We start from the raw sequence: 15,892 nt of genomic DNA on the forward strand, positions 1-15,892 counted from the left end.
ATGGCCTTGCTGGCCGATGGTTGGCATATGGGCACCCACGCCGCTGCCTTTATGATCACCTTATTTGCCTATTCCTATGCCCGTAAGCATGCCAATGATCCGGCCTTTGCCTTTGGCACTGGTAAGGTGAGTGTGCTTGGCGGTTACACCAGCGCCATCGCCTTAGGCTTAGTGGCCTTAGTGATGTTAATTGAGTCGGGCATGCGCTTGATTAATCCTGAGGATATTCACTTTAATGAAGCGATTTTTGTCGCTCTGATTGGCTTAAGCGTGAACGTACTGAGCGTGTTCCTGTTGAAAGATCATCATTCCCACGACCATGGACATTCACACGGCCATTCGCACAGTCACTCTCACGGCCATGAGCACGACGATGACGATGAGGATGATCATAAGGATCATCAAGATAATCATTGCTGCCATGGACACGATCATCATGCTGCTGACCATGACCATGACCATGACCATGACCATGACCATGACCATGACCATGACCATGACCATGACCATGACCATGACCATGACCATGACGATCATTCACACAGCCACGCACAGGGTCATTCCCACGCGCATTCAGGCCATGATCATAACCTGAGAGCGGCCTATTTCCACGTATTAGCCGATGCGTTAACCTCAGTGCTGGCGATTGCGGCGCTGTTATTCGGCAAATATATGGGCTTAACTTGGCTCGATCCGATTATGGGGATTGTTGGCGCGATTATTATCAGTCGCTGGTCATGGGGGCTTATCCAACAGACCAGTCCGATTTTGTTGGACGGTGGGGTAAAAGCCTCGCTACAGCGCAAAGTGCGTGAGACCATTGAGGCGGTACCGGACCACCAAGTCGCCGATTTACATATTTGGCGCGTGAGTGCCGATCACCATGCTATTATGGTATCCATTGTGTCTCACTCACCGAAAGAAGCCAGTTATTTTAATCAGTTACTGACTAAGTTCCCTGAGTTATCCCATATTACCATCGAGTTGCATACTTGCCGTCAACGTGAGTGTGTGGCTAAGGAAGCCTAATGACAGTTGCACATTCGCATGATGCTTTATCAGCCTCGGTCGCCCATTCTACAGATCAGGCCCTGAACCATGTGATTATTGAGTTTTATGAAAAATTATCATCATGGGAGCATGCAATCGTGCGCGATAAAGGCTTTAGCTTATCGCAGGTACACACGATTGAATTATTGGGTGTGCACGGCGCGATGCGGATGAAAGAACTGGCCGACAAAATCGGCGTGACGACAGGCACGCTCACAGTACAAATCGATAAAATGGTCGAATCCCAGTGGGTGGTGCGCCGTCCCCATGAGAGTGACAGACGTTCGATTCTGGTTGAGCTCACCGAGAAAGGTCAGGCGCTATTCCTCGAGCATGATGCGCTGCATTTGCAATTAACGACCGATCTCACCGCTAAGATGACTGCAGAGGAACGAAGCTTACTGCTGAGTCTGCTGACGCGGATGAATCAAGAGTTTTAATGGCAGAGTTAACTCGCCATTTAGCATTGATTAAAGCGCCCCGATGGGCGCTTTTTTTATGGCATAACATCTCGAATATTTTTGATTCATTCTCGATTAATCATACGTGATTACAATATCTTACCTTTTGTTACATTCTTGTTTGATTAAAGGTTGAACTGGAGGTCAATTAAGGTAATGTAGAGCAGAAATCAAGATGGACTCTGCTTAAAAAGGAATAAAATGAATCGTAAATTACTGCCTTGGTGCATCGCAGGGGTACTCACTATGAGTGGTCAACTCCACGCCGAAGAAGACAAATACCTTTGGCTCGAAGAGGTTGAAGGCGCAAAGCCGATGGAGTGGGTCAAGGATCAAAATGCTGCTTCTGCCGCCGAAATTAAAGCCTTTAAGGGATTCGATACCTTAGTCGCCAACAGTCTCGCTATCCTTAATGACAAAGAGCGTATTCCTTACGCTACCCATATTGGCGATAAGCTGTATAACTTCTGGAAGGACGATACCCATGTGCGGGGGATTTACCGTCGCACGACCATGGAAGAATACGCCAAGGCGGACCCAAAGTGGGAAACCGTGCTCGATGTCGATGCCTTAGGCAAAACCGAAGCGGTTAACTGGGTATTTAAGGGCATTGATTGTCAGTATCCACAGAATCAGCGCTGCTTTGTGTCCTTATCCCGTGGCGGTGCCGATGCGGTCGAAGTGCGTGAATTTGATTTAACCACCAAAGACTTTGTGCCCGCGAAAGATAAACCTTTCTTCTTAAAAGAAGCGAAATCCAGCCTAAGCTGGATTGATACCAATCAGGCGTTTGTCGGTACCGACTTTGGCGATGGCCAAAGCATGACGGACTCGGGTTATCCCCGCGTGGTGAAGTTATGGCAACGTGGTACGCCGCTCGAGCAAGCGAAAACCATTTTCAGTGGCGACAAAACCTCGGTTGCGGTGTCTGGTTGGGTGATGTTTGACGATAAAACTCCGCTAAGCCTAGTTACCGAGGCGCATACCTTTTACACCGCCACCCAATATGTTTATAAAGATGATAAACTGATTAAGCTGCCGATACCACAAGATGCCGAGATTAAAGGCTATTTCCAAGGCAAGTTGTTTATTGAGCTCAAGAGTGACTTAGCAACACCAGTGGCGACATTCAGCCAAGGCGCCGTGGTGTACGCCAATGTGGCGGATTTGATTGCCCAAAAAGCATCCTTTACTGAATTTGTGAGCCCGACTCCAACTGCATCAATCGCCCAGTTAAGTTTCAGTAAGAGCGCGATTTTTGTTAATTGGCTCGATAACGTGAAGAGCAAACTGGTTCGCTACGAGCAAGACGCAAAGGGCGCATGGCAAAGTACGTCCGTTCCCTTTGAGGCCAATGGCGCGCTAACTGTGATGGATATGGAGCGCGACAGTGATGATTTCTTTGTCAATTACACTAGCTTCCTTGAGCCATCTAGCCTGTATACCGTCAATGCTAAGGCGCTTAAGCCTCACAAAATCAAAGGTATGCCTCAGCAATTTGCGGCGGATAAATTTAAAACTGAGCAGTATTTTGCAACCTCAAAGGATGGCACCAAAGTGCCGTATTTTTGTGGTAATGGCAAAGGATCTTAAGCTCGATGGCAGCAATCCTACACTGCTCTATGGTTATGGCGGGTTTGAAGTATCACTGCGTCCAGCATATTCCGCAACCATAGGTAAAAACTGGTTAGAGCAGGGCGGCGTATATGTGTTAGCTAATATCCGTGGCGGTGGCGAGTACGGCCCTGCGTGGCATCAAGCGGCACTTAAGCAAAATCGTCATAAGGCTTATGAGGACTTTGAATCCATCGCCGAGGATTTAATCGCCCGTAAAATTACCTCGAGCAAGCATTTAGGCATTCAAGGTGGCAGTAATGGTGGTTTGCTGATGGGCGCCGCCTTTACCCGTCGTCCAGATCTCTACAATGCCGTAGTCTGCCAAGTGCCGTTACTCGACATGCACCGCTTCAATAAGTTACTCGCCGGCGCAAGTTGGATGGGGGAATACGGCAATCCTGATATTCCAGAAGAGTGGGCTTATATTAAAACCTATTCGCCGTACCATAATCTGCACAAAGATGCACATTATCCTAAGGTGTTTTTCACCACTTCAACCCGTGATGATAGGGTGCACCCAGGGCACGCCCGTAAGATGGTGGCTAAGATGAAGGAGATGGGCATTGATGTGCTTTACTATGAAAATATCGAAGGTGGACACGCAGGCGCAGCAGATAATAATCAAGCTGCGGAACTAAATTCGATGGCGTTTGCCTACTTATTACAGCAGTTAAAATAATCGTGATGTGTGACAGCAAAATTTTAACAATTTGCGATTAATACCGAGCAAGTCCCTATAGGTTGGGGAGCAAAAAACGGTCGAATTCATTGAGATTCGGCCGTTTTTTTAATCCGTATACTAACTTGTTAATAATATTAATCATTTTATTGAGTAGGCCTAGGTCAGTTGCTAAGATGACATTCGTTTTTAGGCATAAGATTACCTTAAGAAAACTAAGTTAGCTTCGGCCCATTATTTATTTGAGAGACCATTACCAGTGTTGACGAGATTTAAAACTCTAACTGTGAATCGCTTCACCTTTATCATCGCATTATTTTACGTTTGCGTTTTTAATATCCCGCTCTTCGAGGTCATCAAAAAAGGTATTGAAAAACAACCCGATGTGGATCCGATCTTTATCGCGACCATGCCTTTATTTTTAACCTTAGCGCTGAGTTTTGTGTTTTCGCTGTTTACGGTGAAATACCTAGTTAAACCCTTTTTTATCATTCTCACGCTGTTGTCATCGAGCGTGTTCTTTGCTGCGCTCAAATACAATGTCGTGTTCGACTACGGCATGATTGAAAATACCTTTCAAACTAACAGCGCCGAAGCGCTGATGTACGTGAACTTTGCTTCCATACTCAATATGCTGCTCACGGGGATTTTGCCCGCCTATTTGATTTACAAAGTCGATATCCAATACAAGCCATTTTTCAAGGAGTTGTTGCATAAAGTCTTGTTTATGCTGGCGATGTTAGCTGGCCTTGGAATTATCGCCTTCTTCTATTTCCAAGATTACGCTTCCTTTGGTCGCAATAACGACGAGATAAAGCGCTATATAGTGCCGACCTATTTTATAGGTGCCGCGTCTAAGTACATTAATGTGCATTATTTGCAAACGCCGATGGAATATCAGCAACTGGGCTTGGATGCAAAAAATGTCACGACCAATGCCAACGGTAAACCGAATCTGTTAGTCCTGGTGGTGGGCGAAACTGCCCGTTCGATGAACTATCAATACTATGGTTACGATAAACCGACTAATGCCCACACTCAGGGCCAAGGCTTGATTGCCTTTAAAGATACCCATTCCTGCGGTACGGCAACGGCAGTATCACTGCCTTGTATGTTCTCGCGCATGGGCCGTGAGGATTACGACTCACGTCGCGCCTATGCCCAAGACACGGCCATCGATGTTTTGAATCATGGCGGGATTAAAGTGCAGTGGTTCGATAATGACTCTGGCTGTAAAGGGGTGTGCGATCAGGTCGAAAACATCACTATCGACCTCAATAGCGATCCCGAATTATGCTCAGGTCAATATTGTTTTGACCAAGTGCTGCTCAATAAACTCGACGAAGCCTTAGCCAAAGCGGAGCAGAAAGATACTGTGATTGCCTTGCATATCATTGGCAGCCATGGGCCAACTTATTTCCTGCGGTATCCGCCTGAGCACCGTAAATTTACGCCGGATTGCCCACGCAGTGACATTCAAAACTGCAGCCCCGAAGAGCTGATGAACACCTATGACAACTCGATCTTGTATTCCGATTACATTATCAGTGAAGTGATTAATAAACTTAAACAGCAACAAACCAAGTTTGATACCGCCATGTTTTATGTCTCGGATCACGGTGAATCTCTCGGTGAAAAAGGCATGTATCTCCATGGTGCGCCGTACAGCATCGCGCCGATTGAGCAAACCAGTATTCCCATGCTAGCCTGGGTATCGGATGATTTTAGCCAAGACAACCACTTAAATATGGCGTGTCTAGCCAAAGAGGCTGAGAAGGGCGGATTCTCCCACGACAATCTGTTCGACAGTTTGCTCGGATTAATGAATGTGCGGACCCAAGTGTATCTGCCTAAGTTGGATATTTTTGCCCGTTGCCGTGGCTAAGTTCAGCGCGCTTGCGAATAAACAAAGGTGGATGGCAACATCCTCCTTTGTTTTATGCGCGCCATCATAATAATTATTTTGCCTAGTATCCAAAATTGAGTAGTTGAGTTAACTTAAGTAATACAAAAATATAACAACTATTGGGTGCGCAATTTATGTCATCTTTTGCAGCAAATAAAGAACTCGATTCTGCGGCGCAAATTTTGCGTTTAGCTGTACCACAAATGTCCGCGCTCGATATCCCGGTTACCCCCGAAAACTACACGGTTTGGTATGAGTATTTTGCCCAGTCGAACCTCGACTTAAATCGCGCCATCGATGGTTTTCTGGCGAATAATGTGGTGTTTACCAAGGAAGTGAACACCAGTCTGTACAAGAACTTTATCCAAGAAAAATCCCCAGAAGTGATTGAAAACGTTCAAATCGAAACCCAAATATTAATCAACTCGCTGATCAGTAAAATTACCCAGTTAAATCAAGGAACAGAAGCATTTTCGAGCACCTTGGCTGACTTTGGTCTACAGCTACAGACCAAGCACGATGTAGGCACGCTGAATCAATTGGTGGATGGGGTCATCGATGAAATGCAAAGTCTATTACTCAATAACCAAAATATGGAGCAAAGCTTAACGGCCATGGGCCAAGAGGTGCAGAACTTAAAAGCCGAAATGGAAAACTTAAGTTTGGCGGCAATGACGGATCAATTAACCTCACTGCATAACCGCCGCGCCTATGAGATCGCCATTCAAGATCATATCCACCGCGCCGAGGAGCAGCAAACACGTTGCAGCCTATTACTGATTGATATTGACCGATTTAAACTGTTTAACGACACCTATGGCCACCAAGTGGGCGACAAGGTTTTAGCCTATGTGGCGCTTGCACTCAAACAATGTGTACGGGGTGATGACTTTGTCGCCCGTTATGGCGGCGAGGAGTTTGTGGTGCTGCTGCCAAATACCCATTTCCATGATGCACTTCAAGTGGCTGAGACCTTAAGGGAGCGGATCTCCGAGCGGCGCTTGGCCATAGGTAAAGATAAAAAACTCTCATTGGGCGCCATTACTGTGTCTATTGGCTTAGCCTCGTTGCAAAAGGGTGATGATGCGGAAACCTTATTTAGCCGAGCAGATAAAGCACTTTATGAAGCGAAATCCGATGGTCGTAACTGTGTACGCGGTTAACTATGTCGGTAAAGTTTTTAGGCAGTTTATGTCAGCATAGTTTTACCATTCGCCCAAGCGGATAACTGCTAATACAGAATTGTTTCTTGCCCAGCACACAGATGAATCATGCAGTTTTTGCCGATTACATTTGTGCCCTTAGTGTTTCCACTAAAAGGCGTGCATAAAAAACTAAAGTCATAAGATGAGCTGTAAGTTGGGGTTAAGGGGCGTCACCTAAGCTCTATATGCATGATAAATTGAAAAACGCCGCATCTTTTCAGAGCGGCGTTTTTTGATTGTGCTCAACGAGACGAAGATTGCTTCGAACTATTGACTCGCATTGGTGTTGGGCGCTTTAAGATCCATATGCATTTTGATCAAATGCTCCTCCATATCGAAGGTCACCTTAAAGCCTAGGCTTTTCGCAAGGCTTGCCATATTACGGTTTTCAAACATAGTAAACCCAGTCAGCACTTGGGTGTCATTGGCTTGATAGTACTTAATCAGTTTCTCGAGCAACAGTTTACCTAGCCCAATACCTTGATGATCGCCCCGTACTGCCATGGCAAATTCGGCCTCGGTATTGTCGGGATCGATTGAAGCCCGCACTGCTCCTAAAGTGATGTCATCACCATCCGGTCCCTTGGCGGTGGCGATAAAGGCCATTTCGCGGGCATAGTCGATTTGGGTCAGTACCGCCATTTCCTCGTGGGTCATCTTAGATCGCACGCCAAAGTAGCGTTTGTACCTATCTTCGTCGGAGAGGGAATTATCAAAAGCTAAATGCTTGGGTTCATCCTCGGGCAATATGGGGCGCAGCATCACCTTAAGGCCATTTTTAAGTTCGGCAAATTCCTCTAACTCTTTGGGATAGGGCATGATGGCAAGGCGCGAGGTATTATCTGCATTGGCATCATGCAGGCGAATATTCACATCGAGCAGGGTAATATTTTCCCCCGCCGCCAGCACAGGGTTAAGATCTAACGATGCTATCTCTGGGCAGTCGATAATGATGTGGGAAATTTGCGTCAACATCACGCATAGGGCGTTCATATCCAGCCCGAGCGGCAAATGCCTATCTTTCAATTTATGGGTCTTTAAAGCTTGGATCACCATATAGCGAGCCAGCGCCATATTCAGTGGTGGCAAGGCTACCGCTGCATCCTGAGTGGGATCCCATTCAGAGCCGCCTTCACCTAAACAGATGGCTGGGCCAAATACGGGATCGCTGATAACGGCCACCCGAATTTCCTGTGCGCCCGCGGTTAAGGCCATCTTCTGTACTATCATGCCTTCAATAATCGCGTCGGGATTGGCCTGATGAACCCTCTGGGTTATCGCATTGGCGGCATGGCGAATATCCTCTGCCGAGGTGAGGTTAAGCATCACGCCGTGCACATCGGATTTATGCAAAATATTCGGCGATTGCACTTTGAGCGCGAGGGGATAACCCGCCTCATTGGCAATGGCGACGGCCTCATCGGCATCTTTGACAAACCAAGTGTCGATCGTGTTGAGGCCATAGGCGCGCAAAATCGGGCTGGCTTCGTGGGTTTCGAGTACCGCTTTTCCCTTGGCCTGCGCCGCTTGCAGCAGCTTTCGTGCCGTTTGGCTGTCGGTGGGAATATTGTCGGGGATAGACTGCGGCACTTCCTGCAGCAGTTTTTGGTTGCGGCGATATTCGACCATATGCATAAAGGCGCCGACCGCTCCTTCGGGGGTGCGATAGGTGGATATACCTCCCTTGGTAAAGCGTTTGCGGGCTTGATAGGCCGAGTCTTCACCGCTCCAGTTGGTAAGAATATTCAAGCGATTTTTCTTCGGATGGGCGTGGATCACCTTAATTAAGGCATCGGCAATCTCGACACTTTCGCCAAGGGCTGAGGGAGAATGCAGCACCAAAATGGCGTCTAATTCCTCACAATCCATTAAGATATTGAGTGCGCTGGCGTAACGGCTGGCGTTGGCATCGCCGATAATATCGACGGGGTTTTGTTTCGACCAGGTATTGGGCAGTACGGCATCGAGCTTGGCGATAGTGTCTTGGGATAATTCCGCGAGTTTGCCGCCGCGTAGGATCAGTTCATCGACGGCTAATACCGCAGGACCACCGCCATTACTGATGATCCCCAATCGTTCGCCCTGCAAAGGATTGGAGTGGGCGAGGCTTTCCACCGCGGCAAAGAGTTCAATCAAATCATTCACCCGCAGCATACCCGCGCGTCTAAAGGCGGCTTCGTATACGGCATCGTTGCCGCCAATCCCACCAGTATGCAGCTTGGCGGCGCGCACACCTTCGGCGCTGCGGCCGGATTTAATCACTAATATGGGCTTATTGCGGGAGGCGGCGCGGGCTGCGGAGAGGAAATGGCGCTTCTCATTGACCGAATCGATATACAACATGATGGCGCTGGTACGGCTATCGCGGCCGAGGAAATCGAGTAATTCATCGAAGTTAATATCGGTCGCATCTCCAAGGGAGATAAAGGATGAAAAACCAATGCCTTTGTTGTTCGCCCAATCCAGCACTGTGGTGCAAATCGCGGCCGACTGCGACACAAAAGCGATTTTTCCGGGCAGGGCGCTGGCATGGGCCAAGCTGGCATTGAGCCCTAACGGCGGTAACAAGATGCCTAGACTATTGGGGCCAAGGACACGCATACCATAGCGTTTAGCATGCTGCATGGCTAAATCGAGTAGGCTGACACCTTCATCATTTACTTCCTGCGCCATGCCGGATGCCATGATAATCGCCACTTTACAGCCGAATTGGGCCAGGGTTTCGACGATGGAAGGCACACGACTTGCGCGGGTACAGATGACCGCCAGATCGGGTTTTATCGGCAAGGCCTCAATATTGGGATAGGCAAGCACCCCCATCACGGCGCGGTATTTTGGTGTCACGGGCATGATGGGGCCAGAAAATCCGCTCGAGAGCAAGTTTTTCATCAGCACATTACCGGCGCGTTTCTCACTATTGGAGGCGCCAATAATGGCTACGGATGTGGGTTTAAATAAGGAGTGTAATGTACGTTGACTCATAAAAGATCCCATCCCAGTCGAAGACATCGCCAGTGTAACCCAGCCTGTGAAGGCTGCACAGCTAAGTTTATGTATCCACAAGACAAGTCAATGAGTTAATCAGTCATTCGCCTGACTACAGGGCAAATGACAGTATGCTGTATCTTTTTTGCGCATGCCGTGCTGATTTTAGTGAAAAAAGTCGATTAGATGTTTGAAAACCCCTGAATATGAAACTACTTTTTAATCACATATCAATAATTGCGAAGTCTCTATGACATACAAGGATGGCATTGTTGCAGTGTTTGCTGCAGTAATAGGATATTTCATCGGCAGCTTAGCCAGTTTTATGCTGAGTACCATAGTTGCTGTGACAATCATGCTTGCTTGGCAGTTTTATAGACAACCCTCAGCATCTCAACCCGCCTCTCATGCCTATGCCACTTCAGGTGCCCGCGCTGATTGGCAAGATCAGCTTAATCTCTACCAAGAAGTGTCAGTCTCATTAAAAACCTGTGAGCAGAGTATCGATGATGTGCTGTCGGTGCAGTCGGATGCGGTCAATCTATTGGGCGGCGCCTTCGATGGCTTAGGTAAGCTAATGCATGAGCAAAGCGAATTTATTTCTGCTCTGGTGCATAGCACCGATGATGAAGAGATTTTCCATTCTGAGCAGATGAAATTATTTGCTAACAATACCTCGACAACACTGGAGCGATTCATTCAATCAACCATTGAAATGTCAGCATCGAATATCGATCTCCTCGAGAAAGTGAATGTGATTTATGAAGCAATGCCCCAGGCGATGAAGGCGCTAAAGGATATTGACCAAATCTCTTCGCAAACCAATTTACTGGCGCTGAATGCGGCGATTGAGGCTGCGCGAGCAGGGGATGCGGGCAGGGGCTTTGCCGTGGTTGCCGATGAGGTTCGGGCATTATCAAACCGCAGTGCGGGTTTTAGCGAAAGCATTCAAAAACAATTACATACTATTCAAGTGCAAATTGAACAATTAACCCACCAAGTGAGTAAAGTTGCTGCTCAGGATATGTCTTATATTATCGAAGCGAAAAAAGATCTCGATACGGCGCTGAAACAAATCATTGTAAAAGCAGAAAAAGACGCTGTAGTCATTGACCGCATTGACGCATCCGCCCATGAATTAGAGAGCGCCATAGCCGACACAATTCGTGGCTTACAATTTAGCGACATCACCTCTCAAAGTTTGATTTACACCAATCAGAGCCTGAAACATTTGCGAGAATCCTTAAATCGAGTCATGGCAATGTCGCCCGAAGAATTTGGTGAGCAATGCGATGGTCTAGTTTCCCAGATCAGTGGTCGGCGAACTAACACCCATAATCCAGTATCCGCAAGTCAAATCAGTTGTGGTGAGATTGAGCTTTTCTAAACAGGGAAGATTGTGATGGCTAATATTTTTTATATCTCTTTGCCAGAACGTTTTGATTTTTATCATCATAAAAAATTCACCAACGACTATCAAAAGGCCTTTCTCGAAGCGGACGTTAAGCACTTAGTGCTGGATTTTAGCCGAGTGCTTTACATTGATAGTTCGGCGCTTGGGATGATGGTGCTGCTACATCGTAAGGCGCTCGAGCGCCAGATCACTACAGCCATTCGTGGATTACATGGGCAAGCCGAAGAAATTATTACGATTGCCAATATGGGACGTCTGTATCTTGTTGAACGGGATGTGTAAGTGCCTAAAAGCCAACGTTATATTCTGGTCATTGATGATGACTTAGTCACAAACCAAATTATTACGGCGTTTATTCACAGTAAAGGTTGGGGTGTGATTACTTGCTGTAATCTAGAAGAGGCAAATGATGAAATTAACCAGCAAAATATCGAACTTATTTTATTAGATTATTATCTTCCCGATGGTACCGCACTCACTTTATTAGAAAAATTGCGATATCGAGAATCACCCGTACCTGTAATTGTGATCAGTGCAGATAATGAATATCAAAAAATATTATCCTGCTTTCGATTAGGCGCCTTAGATTTTATTATTAAGCCGATTAATTTAGAACTATTCTGGCATAAAGTTGAAGGACTATTAGCACATTTTTCCTTAGAGAAACAAGTTAAGCAACAACGTTCAATATTGGAAAAAATGTTGTATCAAAAGGCCCGCGAAGAACAAATGGCAAGACATTTATTTGAGCATCTTGTCAATATTGGGAATGTCAGTTTTGATTTCGTCAAATCCTTTACTCAAGCGAGTGCTAATTTCAGCGGTGATATTATTCTCAATACTGTTGGGCCCAACGGTAATTTCTTTTTAATTATTGCGGACTCAACAGGTCATGGATTAAGCGCGGCAATGCCGGTTTTGCGGGTGGCTAATACCTTCAGAGCTATGGTGGCTAAAGGTTTTAATCTTGTGAGTTTGATTTATGAACTCAATGCCAATGTCTATGAAGATAGCCCTGGCGATCGTTTTGTTGCTGCTGTCGTATTAGAGATAGATTTCTTTAAAAATCAAATCAATCTTTGGAATGGCGGTATGCCTGACGCACTACTTTACCAAGATGAGTTTGAGGGTGATGCGGGTTGCGCTGAATATCATCATATACAGAGATATCGTTCTAAAAACATGGCATTAGGTATTTTATCTCCCAGTGCATTTGTGGCCAATATTGCTACCTTTTCGATTCCTCGTACGGGTAGGATCTGCTTACTAAGTGATGGTTTGATTGAACAACAGTGCAAGAGTAAAGGTGGCGGATTTTTTGGCATGGATAGCGTGATTTCCCTGCTGAGTTTTTATGGGCGTGATTTAACTGAACACCTAAAAACCAAACTAAAAACAATTTTTGAACACGAGATTACCGATGATATTGCCGTATGTGTACTCGATTTTGAGTTATTACATAATTGGTATCGAGAACGAGAACATAAATCGAGTCAAGTTTGCATGAAGGGGGAGTTTACATGGGCCATTAAAATGATAGGTGCCATGTTATTAAATGCTGATTATTTAAATTCCCTGAATCAGTTTTTGAATATTTTTGGGTTTTCTACTACGTTTAGTCAGAGAGTATTTACTGTTGTTTCTGAGTTAGTTACTAACGCAGTTGACCATGGTGTGCTCAAGTTAGACTCTCGTCTTAAAAATGATCCTGAAGGTTTCGAGTTATATCACAGTATACGTGAAAGCAGCATCGAAAAGCTTAAGGCCGAAGATTGGGTCAAACTAGAGTTGGAATGGCATGCACAACCCAGTGAGCTTCGGATTACCGTATCCGATAGCGGAGAGGGATATGTACCTAAAGAACAGGAGGCAATAGCAGATTGGTTTCAAATTTCGGGTCGTGGGCTTTTATTGGTTAAATCCCTCTCTAAGAGCTATGAGTTAGTGGCTCCAGGAAATAAAACTAAAGTCATAATGGAATTGTAAATGAGTAAAAAAATATTAATTGTTGATGACTCGGCTGCGATCAGGCAGATGGTTGAGGCGACGTTAAAGTCGGCAAATTACCAAGTCGTGCTGGCGAAGGATGGTCGTGAGGCACTCGATTTATGTGGTGGACAACGATTCGATTTTATTTTGACGGATCAAAATATGCCCCGTATGGACGGTTTGACGCTCATTAAATCCCTCAGGGCTATGTCGGCCTTTATGCGCACGCCCATAGTCATGCTGACCACCGAAGCTGGTGAAGATATGAAGGCCCAAGGTCGAGCCGCAGGCGCAACGGGATGGATGGTCAAGCCCTTTGACCCGCAGAAGCTATTAGCCATCACAGCCAAAGTGTTGGGCTAACCTAGGTCGGGGTGTGCTATGTCCATTAATATGGCAGAGTTCCATCAGGTTTTTTTTGAAGAAAGCCACGAACATCTTGAAAATATGGAGCAATTGCTCCTTGCATTAGATTTAGACGCCCCCGATCCCGAAGAATTAAATACCATTTTCCGTGCTGCCCATTCGATAAAAGGCGGCAGTGGCATCTTTGGTTTTACCGCACTGACCAGTGTGACCCACGTGATGGAGAATTTGCTCGATAAAACCCGAAAGGGCACGTTTGAGCTTTCCTCTTCTGTCATTGATCTCTTGCTTCGTACCGTCGATACCCTTTCACATATTTTAAACCTCTATCGGGAAGAGGAACCCATAGATTGGCAACAGGTGGAATTTGCCAAAAACCAGCTGGTGGCGGCCTTAAATGGCGAACCCTTTTCTACTCAAACCGCCAATGCGGCAAATGGGGGAAGTGCTGCTAATGCCAATAATCAGAGCGAAGATAAACCCATACAAGCAGCGGTTACGCCAAGCATAGCCACTCAATCAGTAGACGATAGCTTCGGTTTTTTTGAGGATGAAGTGGAGCTTGGGTTAGTCGATGAAACGGAACATTTCGGCTTTTTTGACGAGGCCTATACCGCAAAGGAAATCCGCGCCGAGGATATTCCCGTATCTACTGCAACTGAGCTGAGTTCGACACCGCAAGAACTGACGGCTGCTGATCTGGCTGCCAATCAAGTTGCTGCAGTTAGCGACGATGCGCTAGATGATGAATTAAGCTACGGCTTTTTTGAATCATTAACGCCCGAAACATTCGCCACTGAAATTGATGCCTTAACTTCAACATCGGTAAAAGAGAAGTCCATCACCAATCAGGCGCTAGCACCACGAGCTGATCTAGACACTTCAAAGCCACAATCGACTCGAGCCAAAAAGCCAGCACAAGAAGTCAGTAAACAGCCCGCCAAATCGGCAGCTAAAGCCGAGGCAATGCCGCCGCAATCTTCTACTTCAACCATAGGCGCAGCATCTGGCAGTAGTAGTCAACCCGCAGCGAAAAAAGCCAGTGCTGCCAGCCAAGATGCCACTTTGAGGGTTGAAACCTCCAAGATAGATACTCTAGTTAATCTTGCGGGTGAATTGGTGATCACCCAATCCATGCTCACCCTTATCGGTAATGAACTGGGCGGCGAATTAGGGGAACGGCTAAAAACTGCGCTCAATGAGTTAGAGCGTAATACTCGTGAAATGCAGGAAGCGGTCATGTCGGTGCGCATGTTACCAGTTTCCTTTGTGTTTAACCGTTTCCATCGTCTGGTGCGGGATTTGTCGGATCAGCTTGGCAAAAATGTCAGTCTGGTGATTGAGGGCGGTAACACTGAAATTGATAAGGGGATGATCGAAAAGCTGGTCGATCCGCTCACCCACCTTGTTCGTAACAGTCTTGACCATGGTATTGAAAAACCAGAAAAAAGACTTGCAGCAGGCAAAAGTGAAGCCGGTGTGTTGTCCCTTAAAGCCAGTCAACGTGGCGGCAGCATTGTGATTGCAGTCCACGATGACGGCGGCGGTTTAAACCGCGAACGCATTCTGCAAAAGGCCCGAGAAAATGGCATGGCGCTGCCCGAGAACATGACAGACAAGCAGGTATGGCAATTGGTCTTTGCCGCCGGATTCTCAACGGCGGCTGAGGTCACCGATGTGTCGGGGCGCGGCGTAGGCATGGATGTAGTGCGCAAGAATATTGAGGCCTTAGGTGGTCGCATTGATATTGATTCCGTTGCGGGTCAGGGCGCAACCTTCGAAATCCAGCTTCCCCTTACCTTAGCCATTGTCGATGGCATGAGTGTCAGCGTAGGCAATCAAATTTATATCTTACCTTTAGTACACATTATCGAATCGATACAACCGCAAACTGAGCAGCTTAAATTTTTGGCCAAAGAGCGGTTACTCAGAGTGCGGGAAGAATATTTACCCCTGCTAAACCTCTATCAATTAATGGAAATCGAACCCCAAGCGAAGACGCCTGAAGACGGCATAGTGGTCTTGCTCGAAAGTAATAATAAACGCTTTGGCCTGTGTGTCGATGGCCTTGTCGGGCAGCAACAAGTGGTGATCAAGAGCCTTGAGAAACACTATCGGCGGATCCCCGGCGTATCGGGGGCGACCATCATGGGCGATGGCAGCGTAGCCTTGATCCTCGATGTTGAATCACTTGCACTGCATATCAAAAATTAACTAAGG

Annotated in this window: 10 protein-coding genes and 1 pseudogene; 10 read left to right on the plus strand and 1 reads right to left on the minus strand. The window is 46.5% G+C overall.

The window, feature by feature from the left end; genetic code table 11:
* From ACK5NH_RS01220 to ACK5NH_RS01240, 5 genes and pseudogenes are all read left to right on the plus strand, one after another.
* The coding region (locus ACK5NH_RS01220; protein WP_416917459.1) for a cation diffusion facilitator family transporter at positions 1-1,029 on the plus strand (1,029 nt) is incomplete at its 5' end.
* Positions 1,029-1,490, plus strand: a complete 462-nt coding sequence (locus tag ACK5NH_RS01225) for a MarR family winged helix-turn-helix transcriptional regulator (RefSeq protein WP_416917460.1) — start codon at positions 1,029-1,031, stop codon at positions 1,488-1,490. The genes ACK5NH_RS01220 and ACK5NH_RS01225, both read left to right, overlap by 1 nt.
* 222 nt (positions 1,491-1,712) lie before the next feature.
* Positions 1,713-3,807, plus strand: a pseudogene (locus ACK5NH_RS01230) (prolyl oligopeptidase family serine peptidase).
* Between the two features lie 259 nt (positions 3,808-4,066).
* Positions 4,067-5,692, plus strand: coding sequence for a phosphoethanolamine transferase (locus ACK5NH_RS01235; protein ID WP_416917461.1), 1,626 nt, complete (start codon positions 4,067-4,069; stop codon positions 5,690-5,692).
* A 155-nt stretch (positions 5,693-5,847) separates the two neighbouring features.
* Positions 5,848-6,876 carry a GGDEF domain-containing protein gene (locus ACK5NH_RS01240; protein WP_416917462.1) on the plus strand — a complete coding sequence of 343 codons (1,029 nt, stop codon included), beginning with the start codon at positions 5,848-5,850 and terminating at the stop codon, positions 6,874-6,876.
* Positions 6,877-7,185: 309 nt separating this feature from the next.
* On the opposite strand, the gene ACK5NH_RS01245 is transcribed toward ACK5NH_RS01240, so the two are convergent.
* Positions 7,186-9,900 (minus strand): bifunctional acetate--CoA ligase family protein/GNAT family N-acetyltransferase, encoded by a 2,715-nt coding sequence (locus tag ACK5NH_RS01245; RefSeq protein WP_416917463.1) that lies wholly within the window; start codon positions 9,898-9,900, stop codon positions 7,186-7,188.
* A 253-nt stretch (positions 9,901-10,153) separates the two neighbouring features.
* Between ACK5NH_RS01245 and ACK5NH_RS01250 the strand changes: the two genes are divergently transcribed.
* Genes ACK5NH_RS01250 through ACK5NH_RS01270 form a run of 5 tightly spaced genes read left to right on the plus strand, consistent with a single transcriptional unit; the run spans position 10,154 to position 15,886 of the window.
* A complete protein-coding gene (locus ACK5NH_RS01250) occupies positions 10,154-11,290 on the plus strand; it encodes a methyl-accepting chemotaxis protein (RefSeq protein WP_416917464.1) in 1,137 nt (378 codons plus the stop codon).
* Positions 11,291-11,305: 15 nt separating this feature from the next.
* Positions 11,306-11,599, plus strand: a complete 294-nt coding sequence (locus tag ACK5NH_RS01255) for an STAS domain-containing protein (RefSeq protein WP_416917465.1) — start codon at positions 11,306-11,308, stop codon at positions 11,597-11,599.
* The gene (locus tag ACK5NH_RS01260; RefSeq protein ID WP_416917466.1) at positions 11,600-13,303 is read left to right on the plus strand and encodes a SpoIIE family protein phosphatase; all 1,704 of its coding nucleotides are present in this window, start codon (positions 11,600-11,602) and stop codon (positions 13,301-13,303) included. It abuts the gene before it with no gap.
* Positions 13,304-13,669, plus strand: coding sequence for a response regulator (locus ACK5NH_RS01265; protein WP_086904266.1), 366 nt, complete (start codon positions 13,304-13,306; stop codon positions 13,667-13,669).
* Between the two features lie 18 nt (positions 13,670-13,687).
* Positions 13,688-15,886: a chemotaxis protein CheW gene (locus ACK5NH_RS01270; protein WP_416917467.1), complete on the plus strand. Its 2,199-nt coding sequence runs from the start codon at positions 13,688-13,690 to the stop codon at positions 15,884-15,886.
* Positions 15,887-15,892 lie beyond the last annotated feature (6 nt).

It is taken from the genome of Shewanella sp. (assembly GCF_047975355.1).
In the GTDB taxonomy this organism is placed as follows: domain Bacteria; phylum Pseudomonadota; class Gammaproteobacteria; order Enterobacterales; family Shewanellaceae; genus Shewanella.

What these genes read in the sequence shown, in the direction of transcription:
- ACK5NH_RS01225 (WP_416917460.1), top strand. Translation starts at nt 1,029, where the DNA reads ATGACAGTTGCACATTCGCATGATGCTTTATCAGCCTCGGTCGCCCAT.
- ACK5NH_RS01240 (WP_416917462.1), top strand. Translation starts at nt 5,848, where the DNA reads ATGTCATCTTTTGCAGCAAATAAAGAACTCGATTCTGCGGCGCAAATT.
- ACK5NH_RS01245 (WP_416917463.1), bottom strand. Translation starts at nt 9,900, where the DNA reads ATGAGTCAACGTACATTACACTCCTTATTTAAACCCACATCCGTAGCC.
- ACK5NH_RS01250 (WP_416917464.1), top strand. Translation starts at nt 10,154, where the DNA reads ATGACATACAAGGATGGCATTGTTGCAGTGTTTGCTGCAGTAATAGGA.
- ACK5NH_RS01255 (WP_416917465.1), top strand. Translation starts at nt 11,306, where the DNA reads ATGGCTAATATTTTTTATATCTCTTTGCCAGAACGTTTTGATTTTTAT.
- ACK5NH_RS01265 (WP_086904266.1), top strand. Translation starts at nt 13,304, where the DNA reads ATGAGTAAAAAAATATTAATTGTTGATGACTCGGCTGCGATCAGGCAG.
- ACK5NH_RS01270 (WP_416917467.1), top strand. Translation starts at nt 13,688, where the DNA reads ATGTCCATTAATATGGCAGAGTTCCATCAGGTTTTTTTTGAAGAAAGC.